Genomic DNA, 17,201 nt, shown 5'->3' with positions numbered 1-17,201 from the left:
CGATCCGCTCAGCGCACGGGGTGCTCGGCGTCGGTGTCGGCGCCGTCGTGGTACTGCGCCGCCACCGGAGGACGGTGGCCGTCCGTGCCGTCGGCGTACGGGTCGCCCGACGCCGCGGTCTCGGCGTCCTGGTCGTAGGCGGCCTCGGCGGGCGTCTCGCCCCGGATCAGGGCGAGTGCGGAGGACAGACCCTCGGGCTGGACGAGCACCTCGCGCGCCTTGGACCCCTCGGACGGGCCCACGATCTCGCGCGACTCGAGCAGGTCCATCAGACGCCCGGCCTTGGCGAAACCGACCCGCAGCTTGCGCTGCAGCATCGACGTCGAGCCGAACTGCGTCGACACGACGAGCTCGGCAGCCTGCAGCAGCACGTCGAGGTCGTCGCCGATGTCCTCGTCGATCTGCTTCTTGGCGGCCGCGGGGGCGGTCACGTCCTCGCGGTAGATGGGCTTGAGCTGCGACTTGACGTGCTCGGTGACCGCGTGGACCTCGGACTCGCTGACCCAGGCCCCCTGGACGCGCATCGGCTTGGAGGCACCCATCGGCAGGAACAGGGCGTCACCCTGACCGATGAGCTTCTCGGCGCCGGGCTGGTCGAGCACGACGCGGGAGTCGGCCAGGGACGACGTCGCGAACGCCAGCCGCGAGGGCACGTTCGCCTTGATCAGACCGGTCACGACGTCCACCGACGGACGCTGGGTGGCCAGCACGAGGTGGATGCCCGCCGCCCGCGCGAGCTGGGTGATGCGCTGGATCGCGGCCTCGACGTCCCGGGGTGCGACCATCATCAGGTCCGCGAGCTCGTCCACGACGACCAGCAGGTAGGGGTAGGCGGCGACCTTGCGCTCGGAGCCCGGCGGCGGCGTGACCTTGCCGGCGCGGACCGCGGCGTTGAAGTCGTCGATGTGCTTGTACCCGAAGGTCGCCAGGTCGTCGTACCGGGCGTCCATCTCGCGGACCACCCAGTCCAGCGCCTCGGCCGCCTTCTTGGGGTTCGTGATGATCGGCGTGATCAGGTGCGGGATGCCCTCGTACAGCGTGAGCTCCACGCGCTTGGGGTCCACGAGGATCAGCCGCACCTGCTCCGGGGTCGCCCGCATGAGGATCGAGGTGATCATCGAGTTGATGAAGCTCGACTTGCCCGCGCCCGTCGCACCGGCGACGAGGATGTGCGGCATCTTGGCCAGGTTGGCCACCACGAAGCCGCCCTCGACGTCCTTGCCGACGCCCATGACCATCGGGTGCTCGGTCCGTCGCGCCGCCGACGAGCGCAGCACGTCACCGAGCACCACCGTCTCGCGGTCGGTGTTGGGGATCTCGATGCCGATCGCGGACTTTCCCGGGATCGGCGACAGGATCCGCACGTCGGCGCTGGCGACCGCGTAGGCGATGTTGTTGCTCAGCCCGGTGATCCGCTCGACCTTGGTCTTCGGGCCGACCTCGACCTCGTACCGCGTCACCGTGGGACCGCGCGTGAAGTTCGTGACCTGGGCGTCCACGCCGAACTGCTCGAAGGTCTCCTCGAGCGAGGCGACCACCCGGTCGTTGGCGGCCGACCGGCTCTTGTGCGGCGCCCCTTCGACCAGCGCGTCCTCGGACGGCAGCAGGTAGACGGTGTCACCGGAGAGCATCGGCTGCTCGGCGCGGCCCTGCGGGGCGGGCAGCGGGTCGCGCGCGGCCGGGGCCGCCGGAGCCGGGGCCGCGCTGTCCACCGGGGCCGGCGACGTGGCCGACCCGGTCGAGATCACCTGGGTCGCCCCGGGATCGGCGGGTGCGGCCCCGCCCGGCGCCGGAGCGTCGGCCGCGTCGAGGGTCGCGGCCTTGTCGAAGGCGTGGTCCCCGGCGTACTCGTCGAGGTCGGCGGCGGCCGTCTTGGCGGCCCGTCCGGTGCGCGGTGACCGGATCCGCCGGGTGCGCTTCTTGCGGGCGGGCCGGTCCTCGCTGCCGTCGTGCTTCGACACGCCGTCGGCGAGCTCGAGGCCGTCGTCCTGCGCGCTGCCGTGGTTCCCGGTCAAGCGGTCGTACAGGCCCCGCACCCTCTCGGGGATGCGGTGCACCGGCGTGGCGGTGACGACGAGGAGCCCGAAGAACCCGAGCAGCAGGAACAGCGGCACGGCGACCCACTCGGTCACCCCGATGACCACCGGTGTGGCCGCGAGGTAGCCGATGATCCCGCCGGCGTCCTGGACCTGGGCGAACCCGTCGCGGGGCGAGGGGGTGCCCTCCGCGATCGCCACCAGCGAGCACACGGAGACCACCAGCAGGCTGACACCGATCGCGACCCGTGAGTTGGCCTGGCCTCGCTCGGGGTGCCGCATGATCCGCACGCCGATCCAGATCAGCAGCACGGGCAGGGCGACACCTGCCAGACCGACCGTCCCGGCGACGACCGCGTGCACCCACGTGCCGAAGTCGCCGGGGATGCCCCACCACTCGCGGGCGGCCACGACGAGGGCGATGGCGATGAGGAAGAAGGCGACGCCGTCACGGCGGTGCTCGGGTTCCAGGTCTCTTGCTCCCTTGGTGATCGTGCGTGTCAGGGCGCCGAGCCCGTGGGCGACGCCGAGGTAGGCGCCGCGCACCATCCGGACCGGCCACGGGGGTCCGGACCGGGACCGGCCCCGCGACGTCGGGGACGAGCGACCGCGGCCGCCGGAGGACCGGCCCGTGGTGGACCGCTTGCCCGACGACGAGCGCGCCGAGGTGCTGCGCGACGACGCCGGGGTTCCGCGCCCCGTCCGCGCCGCCGACCGCGAGGTCCCGGTGCTCTTCCGGGCAGGGATGCGCGTCGCCATGATGGTTCCACGGTACCCGCGCCCCTTCTCACGACGCCGCAGGCCGACACCTGCGTGTCCCCTCTGCCGGGCGTGGCGGACGTCACGCCGCCCCGGGAGCCTCCAGGCGCGCGCGCTGGGCAGCCGTGATCTCCCGGACGATGCGGATCCACTGCACGCACGCCACCGCCGTGGCGACGGTGGCGACACCCTCGACGAAGGGGAACATCGAGGGGTGGTCGCTGAGGACGCCGAGACCCACGCCTGCCAGACCGGTCTGGTTCGACGCCCACATCGCGACCAGCCAGGACGCCCACCACAGACCCAGGCCCGGGGCGCCGCGCAGCCCCGTCGTCCCGGACCGGACGTCCCGGACGACCTCGTAGGGGAACCACAGCGAGACCACGGGGACGACCCATCCGAACCAGATCCAGAGGGGGCGGCGGACGTGACGTTCCCGCGGCAGCACGGCGACGGCCACCGCCCGACTCTCCTGCAGCCAGAGGCAGGCCACGACGAACGTCGCGACCTGGACCATCAGGAACGGCAGACTCACGACGTCGTACCAGGTGAAGACGTCCATGACGCTGGCCCCCGCGTCCACGGCACGACCGTACGCGTCGGCGGCGGCGAAGGATGCCCAGAAGGCCAGGCCCTGGAAGGCGGTCCAGGCGACGGCCAGGCCGATCGTCCACCCTGCGAGCCCGGCGGGGACGGCCGGCACAGGGTGCCAGGGACCCGTCCGGACCGCCCCCGCGGCCGGCGCAGCCGGGGCGTACGCCCCGTAGGCCGGCTCCTGCGGGCGGGCGGGTGCGGGGCCGGGGGCCTCGGGCGCCGGAGGCAGCGCACCGGCTGGGGGCACGAACGGGTCAGGCTGATTCATCACGAACTCCAAGAAAGGGACAAGTCGCGCCACAGTAGCGCCAACCATCCCCGGAGCGGGTGAAGTCGCCCGACCCGTCCGCGGCCGTCAGGCCTCGACGACCACCGGCACGATCATGGGGCGACGCCGCAGGCGACGGTTCACCCAGCGGCCGATGACGCGGCGCATGATCTGCTGCATCTGGTAGGTGTCGGTGGCGCCGCCGGCGATCGACTCCTCCAGTGCCTGGACCACGTCAGGCATGATCTCCTCGAACACGGCGTCGTCCTCGGCCATGCCGCGCGCGAGGATCTGCGGACCCGCGAGCACCTTGCCGGTGGCGGTGTCCACGACGGCGAAGACCGAGACGAAACCCTCCTCGCCGAGGGTGCGACGGTCCTTCAGCTCGCTCTCGGTGACCTCGCCCACGGAGGACCCGTCGACGAAGACGTAGCCGCACGGGACGGCACCGACGACGGAGGCCTGGCCGTCGACCAGGTCGACGACGACCCCGTCCTCGGCGAGCACCACGTGGTCGGCCGGGACACCGGTCTTCACCGCGAGCGCCGCGTTGGCGACCAGGTGGCGCACCTCGCCGTGCACGGGCATGACGTTCTTCGGGCGCAGGATGTTGTAGCAGTAGAGCAGCTCACCGGCGCTGGCGTGCCCGGAGACGTGCACCTTGGCGTTGCCGGAGTGCACGACGCGCGCGCCCAGCCGGGTCAGGCCGTTGATGACCCGGAACACGGAGTTCTCGTTGCCCGGGATGAGCGAGGAGGCGAGGATCACGGTGTCCCCGTGGCCGACGTTGACCTGGTGGTCGCCGTTCGCCATCCGGCTCAGCGCCGCCATCGGCTCGCCCTGGGACCCGGTGCTCATGTACACGACCTGGTCGTCGGGCAGGTTGGTGGCCTGCTTGAGCTCGATGAGCACGCCCGGGGGGACGTCCAGGTAGCCGAGCTCGGCGGCGATGCCCATGTTGCGCACCATCGAGCGCCCCACGAACGCCACCTTGCGGCCGTGGGCGTGGGCGGCGTTGAGCACCTGCTGCACGCGGTGCACGTGCGAGGAGAACGAGGCGACGACGATGCGCTTCTCGGCCTGGGCGAAGACGCTGTCGAGCACCGGGCCGATGTCCGCCTCGTTGGTCACGAAGCCGGGCACCTCGGCGTTGGTGGAGTCGACCATGAACAGGTCGACGCCCTTCTCGCCGAGCCGGGCGAAGGCCCGCAGGTCGGTGACGCGGCCGTCCAGGGGCAGCTGGTCCATCTTGAAGTCGCCGGTGTGCAGCACGGTGCCGGCGGCGGTGGTCACCGCGACGGCCAGCGCGTCCGGGATGGAGTGGTTGACGGCGACGAACTCGCAGCCGAACTCCCCCAGCTGGACCGTGTCCCCCTCGGCGACGACGTGGGTGACCGGCTTGATCCGGTGCTCCTTGAGCTTGGCCTCGATGAACGCGAGGGTCAGCCGGGAGCCGTAGATCGGGATGTCGCGGCGCAGCCGCAGCAGGTAGGGCACGGCACCGATGTGGTCCTCGTGGCCGTGGGTGAGCACGATCGCCTCGACGTCGTCCATGCGGTCGGCGATGTAGTCGAAGTCGGGCAGGATCAGGTCCACGCCCGGCTGGTGGTCCTCGGGGAAGAGGACGCCGCAGTCGATGATGAGCAGACGGCCGCGGTGCTCGAGGACGGCCATGTTGCGGCCGACCTCTCCCAGCCCGCCGAGGGCGACGATCCGCAGACCGTTCGCCGGCAGCTCGGGGGGCAGGGGTAGTTCGGGGTGAGGGTGACTCACGGGGCCTCCTGGCCTGTGTCGTGTCGTTAGTGGGTGGTGGCGGGTTCGAGGATCCCGCCGGCGATGAGGGAGGCGCGCAGCGCGATGACGTCGTCGTCCGTGGCGGCGACGTTCGGCAGGCGCAGCTCGCGGTTGTGGTGGACACCGAGGAGCTCCAGGGCGGCCTTGACCATGACGGCCTGCGCACCGGCGCCGTTCATGGCGGCCAGGACGGGCAGCGTCGTGCTGAAGACCTCGAGGGCCCCGGCGTGGTCACCGTCGGTGAAGCGTCGCACGACCTCCGCGAAGCGGTCGCCGACGAGGTGGGCGGACACCGAGACGATCCCGGCCGCGCCGTGGGCGAGGAAGGGCAGCAGCAGCCCGTCGTCGCCGGAGTACCAGGCGAGCCCGGTGAGCTTCTGCAGCGCGGGCACGGACCCGACGTCGCCGGTGGCGTCCTTGGTCGCCACGACCTGCGGGTGGGCGGCGATCCGCTCGTAGGTCGCCGGGGCGATCCGCACGCCGGCGCGACCGGGGATGTCGTAGAGCATCACCGGCAGGTCGGTGGAACCGGCCACGGTCGCGAAGTGCTGGTACAGCCCTTCCTGGGTGGGCCGCGAGTAGTAGGGCGACACGACGAGCAGCCCGTCGGCACCGGCCTCGGCGGCCTGCTCGGCCATCCGGACCGCGTGCGCGGTGTCGTTCGAGCCGGCACCGGACAGGATCGTCGCGCGGTCGCCGACGGCGTCCACGACGGCGCGCACCAGAGCCGCCTTCTCGGGGGCGTGGGTCACGGGCGCCTCGCCCGTCGTCCCGGACAGCACGAGGCCGTCGTTCCCCGCGTCCACCAGCCGCGTCGCGAGGCGACCCGCGGCCTCGAGATCGATCTCCCCGGTCGCCGTCATGGGCGTGACCATCGCGGTCAGGACCGCGCCGAACGGGCGCTCGGGGGTGCCGGGCAGTGTCATGGGAACACCGTACCTGTCGAGGGCCCCGATGCGACGCCGGTGTCCACGGATTGTCGCGCCACGCCGGGCGCGACCGGTGGGTCGGGAGCGTGGTTCGATGACCCGGTGTCCCTCCCCCTCTCCCCCGCGGTCTCGGCCGCCGTGCGCCAGGGTGCCGGCGTGGCCGTCGCCACGGGTCTGTACGGCATCTCCTTCGGTGCGCTGGCCGTCGTGGCCGGACTCTCCGTCGCCCAGACCGCCGTGCTCAGCCTGCTGCTCTTCTCCGGCGGCTCGCAGTTCGCCCTGATCGGGGTCGTGGCCGCCGGCGGCACACCGCTGGCCGCGGTGACCACGTCGAGCCTGCTCGGCGTCCGCAACACGTTGTACGGGGCGGTGGTCTCCCCGCTGCTCGGCCTGCGCGGCTGGCGCCGGTGGGCCGCCGCCCACCTGACGATCGACGAGTCCACCGCCGTGGCCGTGGCGCAGCGCGACCCGCGGGCCGTGCGGGCGGGGTTCTGGGCGACCGGCCTGGGCGTCTTCGTGCTGTGGAACGCCTGCACCCTGCTCGGGGCGCTGGCCGGCGACGCCCTCGGCGACCCCCGGGCGTGGGGCCTGGACGCGGCGGCGGGGGCGGCCTTCCTGGCGCTGGTCTGGCCGCGGCTCGCCACCCGGAGCGGTCGCCTCGTGGCCGGGCTCGCCGTCCTGGTCGCGGCCGCGCTGGTCCCGGTCGCGCCCGCCGGCGTCCCGGTGCTGGCGGCCGCGGCGGCCGCCGTCGTCGTCGGGCTGCTCGCCCCCGCACCGGGGACCCGGACGGGAGGTGACCGGTGACCCCCGCCGCCCTCTGGCTGACCGTGCTCGTCGCCTCGGTGGTCAGCCTCGGCCTCAAGCTCGCCGGCCACCACGTGCCGCAGCACTGGCTCGCCACCGACCGGGTGCAGCGCACCTCGGTGCTGGTGACCGTGGCGCTGCTGGTGGCGCTCGTCGTGGTGCAGACGTTCGCCGACGGCACGGCGCTCGTCGTCGACGCCCGCCTGCCGGCGCTGGCCGTGGCGGCGGTCGCCCTCGCCCTGCGCGCGCCCTTCGTCCTGGTGATCGTGCTCGCCGCCGCCACCGCGGCCGGCCTGCGAGCGCTCGGGTGGGGCTGAGCCCGCACTAGGGTGGAACGATGGCACTGTTCCAGGAGACCGCCGACGTCTCGGTGCGGCCCGCCGTCGCCGGCGACGAGGAGGCCGTGACCCGCATCCAGGTCGAGGCCTGGCGCACCACCCACGCCGACGTGCTGGGGGGCGCCGTCGACGCCCTCGACACCGCGGCCATGACCGAGCGCTGGGCCGACGCCATCCGCCGGCCGCCCGGGCCGGGGTTCGCAGTCCTCGTCGCGCTGGACGGCCCGGTCGTCGTCGGCTTCGCCGCGGTGGCCCCCGGTCAGGTGATGTCCCTGGAGGTCGTCCCGCACGCACGGCGCGGCGGGCACGGCTCACGACTGCTGGCCGCCGCCGTGGACCGGCTGCGTACCGACGGCGAGAGCGAGGTCGTCACCTGGGTCCTCGACGGCGACGAGGGCCGGGAACGGTTCCTGTCGTCCTCCGGGCTCGGCCCCGACGGGACGGAACGGTCCCTGGCGACCGGGGTGCGCGACGTCGTCGAACGCCGCTGGTCCGCCTCGATCTGACGCCCGGGCCCACGGCGGGCGTCGGCGACGAGGCGCCCGGTCCTGGCCGATGGTCCGGCGAGCCGTTAGACTCGACCGGGTCAAGGTGGACAGATCGCCTGCGCTCGAAAAAGGGGCGCACGGGCGGCCCGACGACGGGCGCGACCCGGGCACATACGGACTGCATCCCTCATCCGTCACTGACCGGAGTATCTCGTGCCCACCTCGCACACCCATGTCTCTGCCCACGTGGCACGCACCCTCGCCCAGCACGTCGACCACGTCTTCGGTGTCATGGGCAACGGCAACGCCTGGTTCCTCGACGCGCTCGAGAACGACACCTCCTGCCGGTTCACCGCGGTGCGCCACGAGGCCGGTGCCGTCGTGGCCGCGGACGCCCACTACCGCGCGTCCGGCCGGATCGCCGCCGCGACGGTCACCTATGGGGCCGGGTTCACGAACACGCTGACGGCCCTGGCCGAGGCGGCGCAGGCCCGCGTCCCGCTCGTGCTGCTCGCCGGGGACGAGCCGACGTCGGGCCCGCGGCCGTGGGACGTGGACCAGATCGCCCTGGCGGCGGCCGTCGGCGCACGGACCTACACCGTCGGGCGCACCGACGCCGCCGCGACCACGGTGATCGCGATCGAGCACTCCCTCACCTATCGCGTCCCGGTGGTGCTGGCCGTCCCCTACGACGTGGCGGCGCGCGAGGCCGGGCCCGTGCCGGAGGCCCCGCAGCCCGTGCTGCCGCAGCCGGCCGCTCCGGACGGCCCGTTCGACCGGGCGGCGATCTCCCACCTCGCCAAGGCGCTCGTGGACGCCGAGCGGCCGCTGCTGCTCGCCGGCCGCGGGGCGTGGCTGGCGCAGGCGGGCGAACCGCTCGGCGAGCTCGCGGACGCCACCGGCGCGCTGACGATGACCACCGCCCTGGGGCGCAGCATCTTCCCCGACGCGCGCCACGACCTCGGCGTGGCCGGAGGGTTCGGGGCCGACGGCGCGATGAAGCTCGCCCACGAGGCGGACGTCGTCGTCGTGTTCGGCGCGTCGCTCAACCAGTTCACGATGCGGTTCGGCGAGCTGTTCGCCCCGGGCACGCGGGTCGTCCAGGTGGACACCGCCGAGGCCGCCACCCACCGGCACGTGGGCGGGTTCATCCGCGGTGACGCGGCCCTGGTGGCCCGTGCGCTGGTGGACGAGCTCGCCGCGCTCGGCGCGACGCCGTCCGGCTGGCGTGAGTCCGTGGACGCCGCCCCCGCGCGGCAGTACGAGACCGGGCCGGCCGACGGCCTCGCGGAGGACGGACGCCTCGACCCCCGCTCGGTGGCCCACCGGCTCGCGCACCTGCTGCCGCAGGACCGGGTCGTCGTCTCCGACGGCGGCCACTTCATCGGCTGGGCCAACATGTACTGGCCGGTCGCCTCCCCCGACCGCATGATCATGGTCGGCACCGCGTACCAGTCGATCGGGCTCGGCCTGGCCAGCGTGCCGGGCGCGGCCGCGGCCCGCCCGGGGTCGGCCGTGGTGCTCACCACCGGCGACGGCGGCGGACTCATGGCGTTGGCCGACCTCGAGACCGCGGTCCGTACCGCGGGCGGCCGGGGGATCGCCGTCGTGTGGAACGACACCGTCTACGGGGCCGAGGTGCACGTGTACGGGCGCCAGGGGCTCGCCGAGGGTCCGATGCGCATCCCGGAGACCGACTTCGCGGCCCTGGCGAGCGCCGTCGGCGCCGAGGGGATCGTCGTGCGCTCGTTGGCGGACCTCGACCGGCTCGCCACCTGGCGGGAGGAACCGGAGGACGAGCGCCGCTTCCTCCTGCTGGACTGCCGCGTCTCCCCCACCGTCGTCGCGCCGTACCAGGAGGAGATCCTGCGCGTGAACCGGCGCTGACACCGCGGCGACACCGGCGCCGCGCGAACGCAGCGCCGCGAACCGCTCCCCCACGACGGCGGGGCCGCCGCCGGCGGCCCCGCCGTCCGTGTCAGTTCCCGAAGGCCCCGTCCAGGAACGCGGCCAGCTCGTCGGTGGCCGTCAGCGGGAGCACGTGCGCCACGTACTGGTCGGGGCGCACGACGACGACCACGCCGTCGCGCGACAGCTCCCGCTCGGCGAAGATGTCGACGCCGGTCCACACGGTGGGCCCCGCGGCGAACACCTTCTCCCAGTCGATGAGTCCGAGCGGACCGGTCCGCGGGCGGAACACCCCGGGGACACCGGCGAGGTCCACGTCCTGGAAGGCCTGCTGGTAGACCACCTTGACGTCGAAGACGGCGTCGACGTCGGCCCCGGCCGGGGTGTGCCTCGACACCGGCGACTCCGCCGAGTCGAGCCACGCCGCCCACGCGGCGAGCGCCGAGTCCTCGCCGGCGCGGGAGGCGTCGGCGAACGCGTAGAGGCGCCAGCGGCCGTCGGCCCGGGCGTGATGGCCCAGGTGGACGGCGTTGCCGTCGGCGACCCGCGTCACCTCGGCGGACTTGAACCGCTTGCCGATCGGGAACCCGGCGGCCAGCTCCTGGTGCGTCGGCTCGCCGACGATCATCGACGGCGCGTACCGGGTCATGAACCCCGAGGGGAACTCGGAGGTCGCGAGGTAGTGCTGGGCGAGCTCGGTCGGGTCGGAGATCTCCTCCGGCTTGCGCGCCATGAGGCTGGACCATTCCCGGTCGAAGTCGATCAGCTCCTGGGCCACCGGCTGCCGCTCGGACGAGTAGGTGGCGAGGAGGGACTCGGGGCTGAGCCCCGTGAGCACGGAGCCGAGCTTCCAGCCGAGGTTCAGCCCGTCCTGCATCGAGACGTTCATCCCCTGCCCCGCCTTCGCGCTGTGCGTGTGGCAGGCGTCCCCGGTGAGGAACACCCGCGGCGTGCGCTCCGAGCCCTCGGGGACGTCGTCGAACCGGTCGGTCACCCGGTGCCCGACCTCGTAGACGCTGTGCCAGGCGACGTCCACCACGTCGAGCGTGTAGGGCGTGAGGATCTCGTTGGCGCGCCGGATGATCTCCTCGACCGGCGTCCTGCGCACCTCGTGGTGGTCGTTCTCGGGCACCTCGCCGAGGTCGACGTACATGCGGCTGAGGTATCCCCCTTCGCGCGGGATGTGCAGGATGTTCCCGGCCTCGGAGTTGATCGCGCACTTGATGCGCCAGTCGGGGAAGTCGGTGTTCACCAGCACGTCCATCACGCCCCAGGCGTGCGCCGCGAACTCGCCGACGTGGCGGCGGCCGATCGCCTCGCGCACGGCGCTGCGGGCGCCGTCGCACCCGGCGACGTACTTCGCGCGGACGGTGCGCTCCCGGCCCGGCAGGTCGCCGGCCGTCTCCCGGACGCGCACCTCGACGGGATACGGGCCGGCGTCGGGCCCCTCGTGCACGGTGAGCCCGAGGAACTCGACGCCGTAGTCGGGCGCGATCCGGGCGGGACCGTTCGCGGCCGCCTGCGCGAAGTAGTCGAGGACGCGCGCCTGGTTGACGATGAGGTGCGGGAACTCGCTGATCTTCAGCCCGTAGTCCTCCGTGCGCGACGTGCGCACGATCCGGCCCGGGTCGTCGGGGTCCGGGCCCCAGAAGTTCATCCAGCCGATGTTGTAGGCCTCGGCGGTGATCTGCTCGGCGAACCCGAAGGCCTGGAACGTCTCGACGCTGCGCGGCTGGATGCCGTCCGCCTGGCCGAGCACGAGCCGTCCTGGCCGCCGCTCGATGATGCGGGTCGTGACGTCGGGGTACTGCGACATCTGCGCGGCGAGCAGCATGCCCGCCGGGCCGGAGCCGACGACGAGGACGTCGACCTCGTCGGGCAGCTCGGCGGGCCGGTCGAGGCCCGTCCCGGCGGCGGGCAGGACCCGCGGGTCGCCGGACACGTAGCCGTGGTGGTGGAACTGCACGGGTGCTCCTCATCGTCCTCGATGTCCCGGCGGCGTCGCCGGGGTTCGATCATCCAACACATCCTCGGCAGGACGGCGCCGGTGCGCCCGGCGCCGTCCTGCCGGGGTCTCAGGCTCGGGGCAGCCCGAACACGGGGCTGGCGACCTGCTCGGCCTCGTGCTCCGGTCCGAGCGGGATGCCGGTGCGGTCGCGCAGGAGCAGGGTGGCGGCGAAGGCGACCACCATCATCCCCGCGATGTAGAACGCGACGGAGGTGGCGCTGCCGGTGGTCTGCACGAGCCAGGCGGCGATCGTCGGGGCGAACGCGCCGCCGAGGATCGCACCGATCGCGTAGGTGATGGACACCCCGGAGTAGCGGATCGAGGCAGGGAAGAGCTCCGCGAAGTAGGCCGCCTGCTGGCCGTAGGTGAAGCCGTTGCCCACCGCGAACAGCGAGACGCCCAGGAACAGCAGCCACGGGTCCCCCGTGTTCACCAGCGGGAACAGCAGGAACACGGTGCCGAGGAACGCGAGCCAGCCGATGATGTAGGTGTTGCGTCGCCCGATGCGGTCGGAGACGACACCGGCCGCGTAGGTGCACACCAGCCAGACGACGGACGCGCCGGCCACCGCCAGGAGCACCGGCGTGCGGTCCATCCCGACCAGACCCCCCTCGTCCAGCGGGGTCGTGGCGTAGTTCTGCAGGTAGCCGCCGGTGGTCATGTACCCCGCGGCGTTGTTGCCCGCGAAGGTCAGGGCGGCGAGCAGCACGAGCAGCCAGTGCTGACGGAACAGGGTGGTGACCGGCGTGCGCGCGGCGGACTTCTTCTCGGCGATCTCGACGAACACCGGGCTCTCCTCGACCGTGCGCCGCACCACGATGCCGACCACGATCAGCACGACGCTGAGCAGGAACGGGATCCGCCAGCCCCACTCGACGAACGCGTCGCCGGGCGAGACGACGCCGGTCATGAGCGCGAGCACACCGGAGGCGAGCAGCAGACCGATGGGGACGCCGATCTGGGGGAAGGCGCCCATGCGGCCGCGCCGGCCGTCCGGCGCGTGCTCGACGGCCATGAGGACGGCGCCGCCCCACTCGCCGCCGGTGGACAGGCCCTGCAGGATGCGCAGGAGCACCAGCAGGATCGGGGCCAGGATGCCGATCTGCTGATAGGTCGGCAGCAGCCCGATCAGCGTCGTGGCGCCCCCCATCAGCATCAACGTCACGACGAGCACGGCCTTGCGACCGATCTTGTCGCCGAAGTGACCGGCGAGGAATGCCCCCAGCGGCCGGAACAGGAAGCTGATGCCGACGGTCGCGAAGGCCAGCAGGGTGCCGACCGCGGAGCCGGCCGGTTCGAAGAACAGTGCGCTGAACACCAGGCCCGCGGCGCTGGCGTACAGGAAGAAGTCGTACCACTCGATGGTGGTACCGATGACGGTCGCGAAGGCGACCCGGCGCAGCTCGCGCCGATCTGTCGGGGTCGTGGCGACGGTGCTCACGGTCATGCGGGGACTCCTCTGTCGATTCCGCTCGAGGCCCGCATCGTATACGATGAGTGATACGACACGACAAGGGGGTTCCTGTGGTCACCGACGACGACACCTCGGCCGGCCCGTCGGCCGCGGCACAAACGCTGCTGCCCGACGGCCTCGCGCCCGGCAAGATCATCGCCGTCCACCTCAACTACCAGTCGCGCGCGGCACAGCGCGGACGGACGCCGAGCCAGCCGTCCTACTTCCTCAAGCCGGTCTCCTCGCTCGCGCCGAGCGACGCCACGATCGAACGTCCGGCCGGCACCGAGCTGCTCGCCTTCGAGGGCGAGGTGGCCGTGGTGATCGGCACCCCGGCGCGCTGGGTCGACCCGGCCGACGGCTGGTCGCACGTCGCGGCCGTCAGCGCCGCGAACGACTTCGGCCTGTACGACCTGCGCAGCGCCGACAAGGGGTCCAACCTGCGCTCCAAGGGTGGTGAGGGCTTCACTCCGCTCGGTCCGCACTGGATCCCCGCCGCCGACGTCGATCCTGCGGGCCTGCGCGTGCGCACCTGGGTCGACGGCGAGCTCGTCCAGGAGGACTCCACCGCGACGCTGCTGTTCGACGTCGGGCGCCTGGTCGCCGACCTGTCCCAGCACTTCACGCTCGAGCCCGGCGACGTCGTCCTCACCGGGACGCCTGCCGGCTCCTCCGTCGTCGTGCCGGGCCAGACCGTCGAGGTCGAGGTGGACGCTCCCGGCTCCCCCGGCGCACCCACCAGCGGACGTCTGGTCACCCGCGTGACCTCGGGCACGACACCCTTCGGAGACTTCGGCTCCCAGCCGGCGGTCGACGCGACGCAGCGTGCCGAGGCCTGGGGCACCGAGCCGCCGGCGACCGCAGCACCGGCTCCGGCGCCGGTGCTGACCGACGACCAGCGCGCCCGGTTCGCCACCGTGGCCGTGGCCACCCTCTCCGCCGCGCTGCGCCGGCGCGGCCACACCGACGTCTTCCTCGAAGGGGTGCACGGGCTGCACCCCGACGACCGGTTCGTCGGTCCCGCCCGCACGCTGCGGCTGGTGCCGTTCCGACCGGACCTGTTCGCCGCGCACGGCGGCGGCTACAACGCCCAGAAGCGCGCCTTCGACACCGTCGGCCCCGGCGAGGTGCTCGTCGTCGAGGCCCGGGGGGAGCGTGGCACCGGGACCGTGGGCGACGTGCTGGCCCTGCGCGCGAAGGTGCGCGGCGCGGCCGCCGTGGTCACCGACGGCGGTGTGCGCGACGCCGAGGCGGTCGCCGAGATCGGCCTGCCCGTCTTCTCCGCCGGCCCCCACCCGTCGGTGCTCGGCCGCCGCCACGTGCCCTGGGAGACCGACGTCACCGTCGCCTGCGGCGGCGCCGCCGTCCAGCCGGGTGACGTCGTCGTCGGCGACCGGGACGGCGCCCTGGTCATCCCGGCGGCGCTGGTCGAGGAGGTCCTCGCCGAGGCCGAGGAGGCCGAGGCCGCCGACGCCTTCGTGGCACGCCAGGTGGCCGAGGGAGCACCGGTCGACGGCCTGTTCCCCATGGACGCGCACTGGCGCGCGCGCTACGAGGCCGAGCGGGAGGGCGACCGGTGAGCACCCCCACCGCCGACGACGCGCGCCTCACCGCGGGCGGCGTGAGCAAGTCGCAGCGCGCGTACACCTACCTGCGCGACCGGATCGAGGACGGGACGCTCGGACCCGGCTACCGGCTGGTGCTCTCCCAGATCGCCGGTGAGCTCGACGTCTCCGTCGTCCCCGTCCGCGAGGCGGTCCGGCGGCTCGAGGCCGAGGGGCTCGTCACCTACGAGCGCAACGTGGGCGCGCAGGTGGCGCTCGTCCAGGAGGCCGAGTACCAGCACACCATGCAGACCCTCGCTCTCGTGGAGGGATTCGCGACCGCGCTGTCCGCTCCGCTGCTGACGGCCGACCAGCTCCGGGCCGCCCGGCAGGTCAACGCCCGGATGCGCCAGAGCCTGGCCGACTTCGACCCCCACCGTGTCACCGAGCTCAACCTCGAGTTCCACGCCGTGCTGTTCGAGCCGTGCCCCAACCCGCACGTCCTCGACCTCGTCCACCGCGGCTGGCGCCGCATGAAGGTCCTGCGCGACTCGTCGTTCGGGTTCGTGCCGGGCCGGGCGCACGAGTCGGTCGCCGAGCACGACCGGATCCTCGACCTCGTCGAGGACCTGCAGGCGGGCCGCGTCGAGGCCACCGAGCTCGAGCTCACCGCACGCCGTCACCGCACCGCCACCCTCGACGCGGTGCTCGCCTACCAGGCGGCCCACCGACCGCACCACCAGGAGGACCGATGACCGCTCCCGCCACCGACGCACCGCACCGCCCCGACGGGCTCCCGGACCGGATCCGCCACTACATCGACGGCCACGAGGTCGACTCGATCGGTGGCGAGACGTTCGAGGTCCTGGACCCGGTGACCAACCAGACCTACCTCACCGCGGCCGCCGGGCAGCAGGCCGACGTCGACGCCGCCGTCGCCGCCGCCCGGCGCGCGTTCGTCGACGGTCCGTGGCCGCGCATGCTGCCGCGCGAACGCTCCCGCGTGCTGCACCGGATCGCCGACCTGGTGGAGTCCCGTGACGCCCGGCTCGCCGAGCTGGAGTCCTTCGACTCCGGCCTGCCGATCACGCAGGCTCTCGGGCAGGCACGTCGCGCGGCCGAGAACTTCCGGTTCTTCGCCGACCTGGTCGTGGCGCAGAGCGACGACACCTTCAAGGTGCCCGGACGCCAGATCAACTACGTCAACCGCAAGCCGATCGGGGTGGCCGGGCTGATCACGCCCTGGAACACCCCGTTCATGCTCGAGTCGTGGAAGCTGGCCCCGGCGCTCGCCACGGGCAACACGGTGGTCCTCAAGCCGGCCGAGTTCACCCCGTTGTCCGCGTCGCTGTGGGCCGGGATCTTCGCCGAGGCAGGGGTGCCCGCCGGTGTGTTCAACCTGGTCAACGGCCTGGGCGAGGAGGCCGGTGACGCGCTGGTCAAGCACCCGGACGTCCCCCTGATCTCCTTCACCGGCGAGTCCGGCACCGGCGAGGTGATCTTCGCCAACGCCGCCCCGCATCTCAAGGGCCTCTCGATGGAGCTCGGCGGCAAGTCGCCCGCGGTCGTGTTCGCGGACGCCGACCTCGACGCCGCGATCGACGCGACGATCTTCGGCGTCTTCTCCCTCAACGGCGAGCGCTGCACCGCGGGATCGCGGATCCTCGTCGAGCGGTCCGTGTACGACGAGTTCGTCGAGCGTTACGCGGCGCAGGCACGGCGCGTCGTGGTGGGCCACCCGCACGACCCCGACACCGAGGTCGGCGCACTGGTGCACCCCGAGCACTTCGAGAAGGTCATGGGCTACGTCGAGCTCGGCCGGTCCGAGGGCCGCCTGGTCGCCGGCGGCGGACGTCCCGAGGGCTTCCCGACCGGCAACTTCGTCGCACCGACGGTGTTCGCCGACGTGGCACCCGACGCACGCATCTTCCAGGAGGAGATCTTCGGACCCGTCGTGGCGATCACGCCGTTCGACACCGAGGCCGAGGCCGTCGAGCTCGCCAACGCCGTCCGCTACGGCCTGGCCGCCTACGTGTGGACGAACGACCTCAAGCGAGCCCACAACGTCTCCCAGTCGATCGAGGCCGGGATGGTCTGGCTCAACTCGAACAACGTGCGCGACCTGCGTACCCCGTTCGGCGGCGTGAAGGCCTCCGGTCTGGGGCACGAGGGCGGCTACCGCTCGATCGACTTCTACACCGACCAGCAGGCCGTGCACATCACGCTCGGCGCGGTCCACAACCCGACCTTCGGCAAGAACTGACACTCCCGCACCAGG

The 17,201-nt window shown here is 73.0% G+C and carries 13 protein-coding genes; 7 read left to right on the top strand and 6 right to left on the bottom strand.

Translation table 11 applies throughout. From position 1 onward, the window contains the following. Positions 1-8: 8 nt before the first annotated feature. From Q6349_RS08535 to dapA, 4 genes are all read right to left on the bottom strand, one after another. A complete protein-coding gene (locus Q6349_RS08535; RefSeq protein WP_304603690.1) occupies positions 9-2,795 on the bottom strand; it encodes a DNA translocase FtsK in 2,787 nt (928 codons plus the stop codon). Positions 2,796-2,877: 82 nt separating this feature from the next. Continuing rightward, positions 2,878-3,657, bottom strand: a complete 780-nt coding sequence (locus tag Q6349_RS08530) for a DUF4328 domain-containing protein (protein ID WP_304603689.1) — start codon at positions 3,655-3,657, stop codon at positions 2,878-2,880. Between the two features lie 87 nt (positions 3,658-3,744). Beyond that, positions 3,745-5,430, bottom strand: a complete 1,686-nt coding sequence (locus Q6349_RS08525; protein ID WP_304603688.1) for a ribonuclease J — start codon at positions 5,428-5,430, stop codon at positions 3,745-3,747. Positions 5,431-5,456: 26 nt separating this feature from the next. Then, positions 5,457-6,377: a 4-hydroxy-tetrahydrodipicolinate synthase gene (gene dapA, locus Q6349_RS08520; protein WP_304603687.1), complete on the bottom strand. Its 921-nt coding sequence runs from the start codon at positions 6,375-6,377 to the stop codon at positions 5,457-5,459. A gap of 105 nt (positions 6,378-6,482) precedes the next feature. Between dapA and Q6349_RS08515 the strand changes: the two genes are divergently transcribed. From Q6349_RS08515 to Q6349_RS08500, 4 genes are all read left to right on the top strand, one after another. Further along, positions 6,483-7,184, top strand: coding sequence for an AzlC family ABC transporter permease (locus Q6349_RS08515; protein ID WP_304603686.1), 702 nt, complete (start codon positions 6,483-6,485; stop codon positions 7,182-7,184). Continuing rightward, positions 7,181-7,501 carry an AzlD domain-containing protein gene (locus Q6349_RS08510; RefSeq protein ID WP_304603685.1) on the top strand — a complete coding sequence of 107 codons (321 nt, stop codon included), beginning with the start codon at positions 7,181-7,183 and terminating at the stop codon, positions 7,499-7,501. Before Q6349_RS08515 ends, Q6349_RS08510 begins: the two co-directional genes overlap by 4 nt. A 20-nt stretch (positions 7,502-7,521) precedes the next feature. Then, a complete protein-coding gene (locus Q6349_RS08505; RefSeq protein ID WP_304603684.1) occupies positions 7,522-8,028 on the top strand; it encodes a GNAT family N-acetyltransferase in 507 nt (168 codons plus the stop codon). A 228-nt stretch (positions 8,029-8,256) separates the two neighbouring features. Then, a complete protein-coding gene (locus tag Q6349_RS08500; protein WP_304603683.1) occupies positions 8,257-9,897 on the top strand; it encodes a thiamine pyrophosphate-binding protein in 1,641 nt (546 codons plus the stop codon). Between the two features lie 91 nt (positions 9,898-9,988). Here Q6349_RS08500 and Q6349_RS08495 read toward each other — a convergent pair whose 3' ends face one another. Together Q6349_RS08495 and Q6349_RS08490 are read right to left on the bottom strand one after the other, a co-directional pair. Next, positions 9,989-11,884: an FAD-dependent monooxygenase gene (locus Q6349_RS08495; protein WP_304603682.1), complete on the bottom strand. Its 1,896-nt coding sequence runs from the start codon at positions 11,882-11,884 to the stop codon at positions 9,989-9,991. 109 nt (positions 11,885-11,993) lie between these two features. Next, positions 11,994-13,373 (bottom strand): MFS transporter, encoded by a 1,380-nt coding sequence (locus tag Q6349_RS08490; protein WP_304603681.1) that lies wholly within the window; start codon positions 13,371-13,373, stop codon positions 11,994-11,996. Positions 13,374-13,504: 131 nt separating this feature from the next. Between Q6349_RS08490 and Q6349_RS08485 the strand changes: the two genes are divergently transcribed. Genes Q6349_RS08485 through hpaE form a run of 3 tightly spaced genes read left to right on the top strand, consistent with a single transcriptional unit; the run spans position 13,505 to position 17,186 of the window. Next, entirely contained in the window at positions 13,505-14,959 is a 1,455-nt protein-coding gene (locus tag Q6349_RS08485) for a fumarylacetoacetate hydrolase family protein (protein ID WP_304603811.1), read from the top strand. Beyond that, positions 14,956-15,678, top strand: a complete 723-nt coding sequence (locus tag Q6349_RS08480) for a GntR family transcriptional regulator (protein ID WP_304603680.1) — start codon at positions 14,956-14,958, stop codon at positions 15,676-15,678. The genes Q6349_RS08485 and Q6349_RS08480 overlap by 4 nt, the downstream gene beginning before the upstream one ends. Beyond that, positions 15,675-17,186 (top strand): 5-carboxymethyl-2-hydroxymuconate semialdehyde dehydrogenase, encoded by a 1,512-nt coding sequence (gene hpaE, locus Q6349_RS08475; RefSeq protein WP_171247793.1) that lies wholly within the window; start codon positions 15,675-15,677, stop codon positions 17,184-17,186. The genes Q6349_RS08480 and hpaE overlap by 4 nt, the downstream gene beginning before the upstream one ends. Positions 17,187-17,201: the final 15 nt, after the last annotated feature.

Source organism: Isoptericola sp. 178, from assembly GCF_030586525.1.
Lineage (GTDB): Bacteria > Actinomycetota > Actinomycetes > Actinomycetales > Cellulomonadaceae > Isoptericola > Isoptericola sediminis.
The sequence above is the reverse complement of the archived record's forward strand: the minus strand, read 5'-3'. Positions and strand labels throughout refer to the sequence as shown.